Origin of the sequence: Curtobacterium sp. MCLR17_044 (genome assembly GCF_003234435.1) — a bacterium.
Classification (GTDB): Bacteria; Actinomycetota; Actinomycetes; order Actinomycetales; family Microbacteriaceae; genus Curtobacterium; species Curtobacterium flaccumfaciens.
Genome location: NZ_QKTC01000012.1, coordinates 137330 through 143604, shown reverse-complemented (window position 1 = coordinate 143604; position 6275 = coordinate 137330). Strand labels below are relative to the sequence as shown.

The 6275-nt window shown below is 71.5% G+C and carries 7 protein-coding genes; 5 read left to right on the top strand and 2 right to left on the bottom strand.

The features are described from left to right. Window positions 1-22: 22 nt before the first annotated feature. Window positions 23-460, bottom strand: a complete 438-nt coding sequence (locus DEJ04_RS10620) for a YdeI/OmpD-associated family protein (protein ID WP_111047042.1) — start codon at window positions 458-460, stop codon at window positions 23-25. A gap of 184 nt (window positions 461-644) precedes the next feature. Here DEJ04_RS10620 and DEJ04_RS10615 point away from each other — a divergent pair, with 184 nt between their 5' ends. The 4 genes from DEJ04_RS10615 to DEJ04_RS10600 are packed head-to-tail and all read left to right on the top strand — an operon-like array spanning window position 645 to window position 4775. Continuing rightward, entirely contained in the window at window positions 645-1787 is a 1143-nt protein-coding gene (locus tag DEJ04_RS10615; RefSeq protein WP_111029030.1) for an ABC transporter substrate-binding protein, read from the top strand. Between the two features lie 5 nt (window positions 1788-1792). Then, a complete protein-coding gene (locus DEJ04_RS10610; protein WP_258371352.1) occupies window positions 1793-2797 on the top strand; it encodes an ABC transporter permease subunit in 1005 nt (334 codons plus the stop codon). Continuing rightward, window positions 2794-3708 (top strand): ABC transporter permease, encoded by a 915-nt coding sequence (locus DEJ04_RS10605; RefSeq protein WP_111047040.1) that lies wholly within the window; start codon window positions 2794-2796, stop codon window positions 3706-3708. Before DEJ04_RS10610 ends, DEJ04_RS10605 begins: the two co-directional genes overlap by 4 nt. Next, window positions 3705-4775 carry an ABC transporter ATP-binding protein gene (locus DEJ04_RS10600; RefSeq protein ID WP_111047039.1) on the top strand — a complete coding sequence of 357 codons (1071 nt, stop codon included), beginning with the start codon at window positions 3705-3707 and terminating at the stop codon, window positions 4773-4775. Before DEJ04_RS10605 ends, DEJ04_RS10600 begins: the two co-directional genes overlap by 4 nt. Before the next feature lie 171 nt (window positions 4776-4946). On the opposite strand, the gene DEJ04_RS10595 is transcribed toward DEJ04_RS10600, so the two are convergent. Beyond that, complete coding sequence (locus DEJ04_RS10595; protein ID WP_017888122.1) at window positions 4947-5426, bottom strand: NUDIX domain-containing protein; 480 nt, start codon at window positions 5424-5426, stop codon at window positions 4947-4949. A gap of 60 nt (window positions 5427-5486) precedes the next feature. On the opposite strand from DEJ04_RS10595, the gene nagB reads away from it, so the two are divergent. Further along, complete coding sequence (nagB, locus tag DEJ04_RS10590; RefSeq protein ID WP_071404694.1) at window positions 5487-6272, top strand: glucosamine-6-phosphate deaminase; 786 nt, start codon at window positions 5487-5489, stop codon at window positions 6270-6272. The last annotated feature ends 3 nt before the right edge of the window (window positions 6273-6275 follow it).

Here is a 6275-nt window from a genome sequence, read left to right as displayed (position 1 = left end):
GATGTGTATAAGAGACAGACCCCTACCCCCGCAGCGACTCCACGGCCTTCTCGATCCGCCGGGCCCGGGTCTCCGGGGCCTTCGCCTGCGCGACCGGGTCGGCGAGCGCCCGCTGCCGCGAGTTCGACAGGGTGTCGAACGCCGCACGAACGCCGGCCTCCTGCAGCGCGGCGGCCAGGTCCTCCGGCAGGTCGACGGTCCGGGGCAGGGTGTCGACCTCGAGCGAGACCTCGACGGTGTCCCCGGCGGCGATCCCGGCGGCCGCACGGTGCGAGGCCGACAGCGGCACCAGGAACTGCCCGTCCATGACCCCGACGGTGGAGCGGTAGGTGTAGCCCCGGTCGATCGTGACGACCACCGCGGGGCGCTTGCCGGATCCGAGCGCCTCGATGACGGACTCCGGGACGGGGAGTCCGGTCGCCGTCTTCCGCGCTTGCAGGACCGTCGTCGTGAACCGCATCCGTGCCTCCAGGCCTGGTGTGGGCGCGACCCTGCGCCCAGAACGAGCAAAGCGTACAGCCGCACCCGCTGTTCCGCCGTCGTTCACCACCGGAGCACGGGCCGGAAACCGGCCGCGTCCACGATCGAGCAGAACCCGGACACCCGGTCCCCGCAGCACCTTCCCCCACCCGAAAGGCCCACCCGTGCAGCACAAGCGCACCCTGGCCGGCATCGCCCTGGCCGCCGCCGCAGTCGTCACCCTCGCCGGATGCTCCTCGACGAGCTCCGCCAGCACGAGCAAGGGCGACGCCGACTGGAAGACCACCACCAGCGCCGAGTCCGCCGGCGGCATGGACGCCCTGGTCAAGGCCGCCAAGGCCGAGGGGCAGCTCAACGTCATCACGCTCCCGCCGACGTGGGCCAACTACGGCAAGATCATCGACGGCTTCACCAAGAAGTACGGCATCAAGATCAACTCCGCGAACCCGAACGGCTCGAGCGCCGACGAGGTCGCCGCGGTCAAGTCGCAGAAGGGCCAGTCCACCGCCCCCGACGTGCTCGACCTCGGCAACGCCGTGCTGCAGGAGAACCTCGACCTGTTCGCCGACTACAAGGTCGCGAACTGGGACGACATCCCCACGAACCTGAAGGACGAGGACGGCGCCTGGACGCGCGACTACACCGGCCTGATGTCGATCGGGTACGACTCGTCGAAGATCTCCGACGCCCCGAAGGACATGACGGACCTGCTCGGCTCCGAGTACAAGGGCAAGGTCTCGATCGGGGGCGACCCGACGCAGGCGAACCAGGCCGCGTCCGCGGTGTACCTGGCGGCGCTGGAGAACGGCGGCTCGGCCGACGACATCACCAAGGGCGTCGACTTCTTCGGCAAGCTCAAGCAGGCCGGCAACTTCCAGAACGTGCTGCCGACGCAGGCCACCGTCGCCTCGGGTGAGACCCCGGTCGTCGTCCAGTGGTCGTACAACAACCTGGCCTGGGGCCCGGCAGCGGGCGCGAGTGGCAACAAGGACTGGAAGACCGTCGTCCCGAAGGGGCAGGCGCTCGGCTCGTACTACTCGCAGGCCATCAACAAGGACGCCCCGCACCCCGCGGCCGCCCGCCTGTGGGAGGAGTACATCGCCAGCCCCGAGGTCCAGAACCTGTACCTGCAGGCCGGCGCCTTCCCGTCCACCCTCGCCGCGCTGACGAAGTCGGGCAAGGTCGATCAGGACGCCCTCGACGCCGCCGGTGGCGCGCCGAAGGACTACGTCGAGCTGACCGACGCGCAGGTCGCCGACGCCGCCAAGGTGCTCAAGGCCAAGTGGTCCTCGACGATGGGGTCCTGAGCAGCATGACCACCGCATCGGCAGACGCGCCCGCGGCGAGCGGCGCAGCCGCGACCGACGCCGCACCGGCGACGAGCGCGACGAGCGCGACGAGCCCCGTGCGCCCGACGTCCGCACGAGCGTCCGCCGATGCCGTCCGACGCGGTGCCGGACCCCGTGTCCGGCGCCGCGTCGGCCTCGCCTGGCTGGGGCTGACCCCCTTCGCCGCCTACGTCCTGCTGTTCCTCGCGGTCCCCGCCGTGATCGCGATCGGCAGCGGCTTCTTCGACGGCTCCGGAGCGTTCACGTTCGCGAACCTCGCGGCCTTCGCCGACCCGTCCGTGCTGCGGGCGTTCGGCGGGTCGTTCGGCCTGTCCGCCGCCTCCGCGGTCATCGGTGCCGTGCTCGGCGCGGTCGTCTGCTGGGCGCTCTCGGCACTGCGGCCGGACGGACTGGTCCGGTCGATGATCGATTCGGCGGCCAGCGTCCTCGCCCAGTTCGGCGGCGTCATGCTCGCGTTCGCGTTCATCGCCACGATCGGCGTGCAGGGCCTCGTCACGACGTGGTTGGTCACGGTCTTCCACGTCGACCTCAACGCGGACGGCGCCTTCTTGTACACGGTGCCCGGGCTCGTGATCCCCTACGTCTACTTCCAGGTGCCGCTCATGGTCCTCACGTTCATGCCCGCACTCGAGGGCGTCAAGGCCCAGTGGGGCGAGGCCGCCGCGACCCTCGGGGCCTCGCGCCTGACGTACTGGCGCCGGATCGCGTTGCCGGTCCTGGCACCGGCGTTCTGGGGGTCGCTCCTGCTGCTCTTCGCGAACGGCTTCTCGTCGTTCGCCACCGCCGCGGCCCTCATCTCCCAGGGCGGCATCGTGCCGCTGACGATCCGCACGCAGCTCACCAGCGAGACGCTCGCCGGCCTGCAGAACGTCGCCGGGGTGCTCGCCTTCGGCATGGTCGTCGTGATGGCGGTCGTGATGGGCGCGTACTCGCTGCTGCAGCGCCGTGCCGCACGGTGGCAGCGATGAGCGCGGCGGCCCCGGTCCGTCCGGTCCGCCCGGCGCAGCCGGTTCGGCTCGGAGGCCCGTCCCGCGTCCGCCGCTTCGGCACGGCCCCGTCCCGTGGTGCGGCAGCGATCGTGCTCACCGTGATCGGGCTCCTGTTCGCCGTGCCGCTGGTCGCCCTGCTGCAGTTCACCTTCCGGCAGGGCACCGACGGCGGGCTCACCTTCGCGCACTGGGCGGCGATCGGTGACCCGGCCAACGCGTTCACCTACCAGCCCGTGTTCGACGGGCTCGGGGCGTCGCTGCTCATCGCCGTGATCACCGTCGGGATCGTGCTGCTCGTCCTGCTGCCCGCCCAGATCATCACCGCGCTCCGCTACCCCAGGCTCCGGAGTGTCCTGGAGTTCGTCTGCATCGTGCCGATCACCGTGCCGGTCGTGGTGCTCGTCGTCGGTTTCATCCCCGGGTACCAGGTCGTCTCGCAGGTCTTCGGATCCGGCTCCTGGACGCTGGCGTTCGCGATCGGGATCATCACGCTGCCGTTCGCGTTCCGCCCGATCGCCGCTGCCATCACCGCGACGGACCTGATCGTCCTGTCCGAGGCGGCCCGGTCGCTCGGTGCCTCGTGGTGGACCGTCACCTGGCGCGTGCTCCTGCCGAACCTGCGCCGGGGCATCACCGCCGCGTGCTTCCTCACGATCACCGTGGTCCTCGGCGAGTACACCCTCGCCGCGTTCCTCTCCCGCAGCACGTTCCAGACCGGGCTCGTGCTCGTGCAGGGGACCGACCCGTACGTCGCCGCGATCTTCTCGGTCGCCGCGCTCGCGTTCGGCTTCGTGCTGCTCGTCCTCATCGGCCGCATCGGGACCCGTCGCCCGGGCCGCGTCCGCCGCACCCGCACCACCCGTCGTCCCCGCCTCGAGGAGTCCGCATGACCGTCACCGCTCCGGCAGCCCCGGCGTCCCTCGCCACCACCGGTGCCGTCGTCGAACTCCACGCCGTCGAGAAGCACTTCGGCGCACACCGAGCACTCGCCGGACTGTCCCTCCGTGTCGAGCCGGGGGAGTTCGTGTCACTGCTCGGGCCGTCCGGTTGCGGCAAGACGACGGCGCTCCGCGCGCTGGCGGGCCTCGAGGCCATCGACGCCGGCTCGATCCGCATCGACGGCCAGGACGTCGCCGACACCCCGGTCAACAAGCGCGACATCGGCATGGTGTTCCAGCAGTACTCGCTGTTCCCGCACATGACGGTCCGGCAGAACGTCGCCTTCGGCCTCGAGATGCGCCGGGTCCCCGCCGCCGAGCGCAAGAGCCGCGTGGTCGAGGCCCTCGACATGGTCCGCCTCGGCGAGTTCGCCGAGCGGTACCCGCACCAGCTCTCCGGCGGGCAGCAGCAGCGCGTCGCCCTGGCCCGCGCCCTGGTCACCCGCCCCCGGGTGCTCCTGCTCGACGAGCCGCTGTCGGCCCTCGACGCGAAGGTCCGGGTCTCGCTGCGCGACGAGATCCGCCGCATCCAGAGCGACCTCGGCATCACCACGGTGTTCGTGACGCACGACCAAGAGGAGGCGCTCGCCGTCTCCGACCGGATCGCCGTGATGCAGGCGGGCGACATCGAGCAGGTCGGCACGCCCGAGGAGCTCTACCGCACCCCGTCGTCGGCCTTCACGGCGGACTTCGTCGGCCAGTCGAACCGGCTGCAGGGCGACCTGCGCGGGGGCGACGTCTTCGTGTACGGGTTCCGGGTGCCGGCCCTCGACTCCTCGGCTCCGGACGGGCCGGTGCTCGCCTACGTCCGGCCGGAGGACATCGCCTTCGCCCCGGAGGGCATCACCGGCACCGTCGTCACCTCGAGTTTCCTCGGATCGATCCGCCGCACCACCGTCCGCCTGGACGACGACACCGTCGTGACCGTCCAGCACGAGGTCGGCGACCGCCGGGCCACCGGCGACCCCGTCGCCGTGCGCCTGCTCGGCGCACCCGTGGCGGTCGCGCCGCTCGCGTAGCTCCCCCCCCCGCGAAAGCGACAGATCGCGCTCGCGACCGCGCTCACCGTCGCGAAAGCGACAGATGGGCGCGGATGCTTCGCGGACTTCTGTCGCTTTGGCGGGTGGGCGCGACCGACGGCGGACGGGAGGCTCGTGGCGGCCTGGCACCGCGCCTCCAGACCGGTGGGGTCAGCGCTGGAAGCGCGCCTCGCGCTCGTCGGCCAGCCCGGCCTCGACGCGTGCCCGCATGTTCTCCGACATGTCGGGCAGGGCGTCGAGCCGAGCCCAGAACGCCTCGGTGTTCTCGCCGTCGGCGGGGTTCGGCGTCCCGGAGACGTACCGGCAGGCGAAGACGAGGTCGAGGTACTGCGACCGGTCGCCGTTCGGGTAGGTCATCTCGGGCAGCACCTGCACCCAGGCCAGGCGTTCGGCGACGGCGACGACGTCGGCTTCCTCGAGGACCTCGCGTTCGGCGGCGACGGCGGGTTCCTCGCCCGGGTCGACGATCCCGGTGACCGGCGTGTACGCGCCCGTGTCGGCCCGCCGGACCACGAGCAGTTCGCGATCGGCGCCGGAGCCGCGGGTCACGATGGCGCTCACGCCCGACAGCCAGAGCGGCGCCGTGCCGATCTTCTCGCGCAGGGACAGGACGAAGTCGGGGGTCGGCATGCCTCCACGCTACCCATGCGACCCCTGTCGCAGACTGGTCATGACCAGTAGGCTTGCCGTGTGGAGATCATCATCCTGCCCACGCCGGACGAGGTCGGTCGCGTCGCCGCGGCCAAGATCGCGTCCGTCGTCGCCAAGAAGCCGTCCGCCGTCATCGGTCTCGCCACCGGATCCAGCCCGCAGGGCATCTACACCGACCTGCAGCGCCGGGTGCAGGCTGGCGAGATCTCGTTCGCCGAGGCCCGTGGGTTCGCCCTCGACGAGTACGTCGGCATCCCGCTCGAGCACCCCGAGTCGTACGCGGCCGTGATCGCTCGCGACGTCGTGGCACCGCTCGGCTTCGACGCCTCGCGCGTGCGGGTGCCGGACGGCCGTGCCGCCGACCTGGAGTTCGCGGCCAAGGAGTACGACGCCGCGATCCGTGCCGCGGGCGGGATCGACGTGCAGATCCTCGGCATCGGGGCCAACGGCCACATCGGGTTCAACGAGCCGACCTCGTCGTTCGCCTCGCGTACCCGCATCAAGACCCTCGCGCCGTCGACCCGTGACGCCAACGCGCGCTTCTTCGACTCGCCCGAGCAGGTCCCGACGCACTGCATGACGCAGGGGCTCGGCACCATCCTCGAGGCCCGCGAGCTCGTCCTCGTCGCCCAGGGGTCGTCGAAGGCGGCCGCCGTCGCCGCGGCGATCGAGGGGCCGCTCAGCTCCTTCGTCCCCGGTTCGGCCCTGCAGCTGCACGAGCACGCGACCGTGGTCGTCGACGAGGAAGCCGCCGCCGGGCTGCAGCTCGCCGACTACTACCGCTACACGTACGCGAACAAGCCGGCCTGGCAGCGGTTCGAGTAGGCC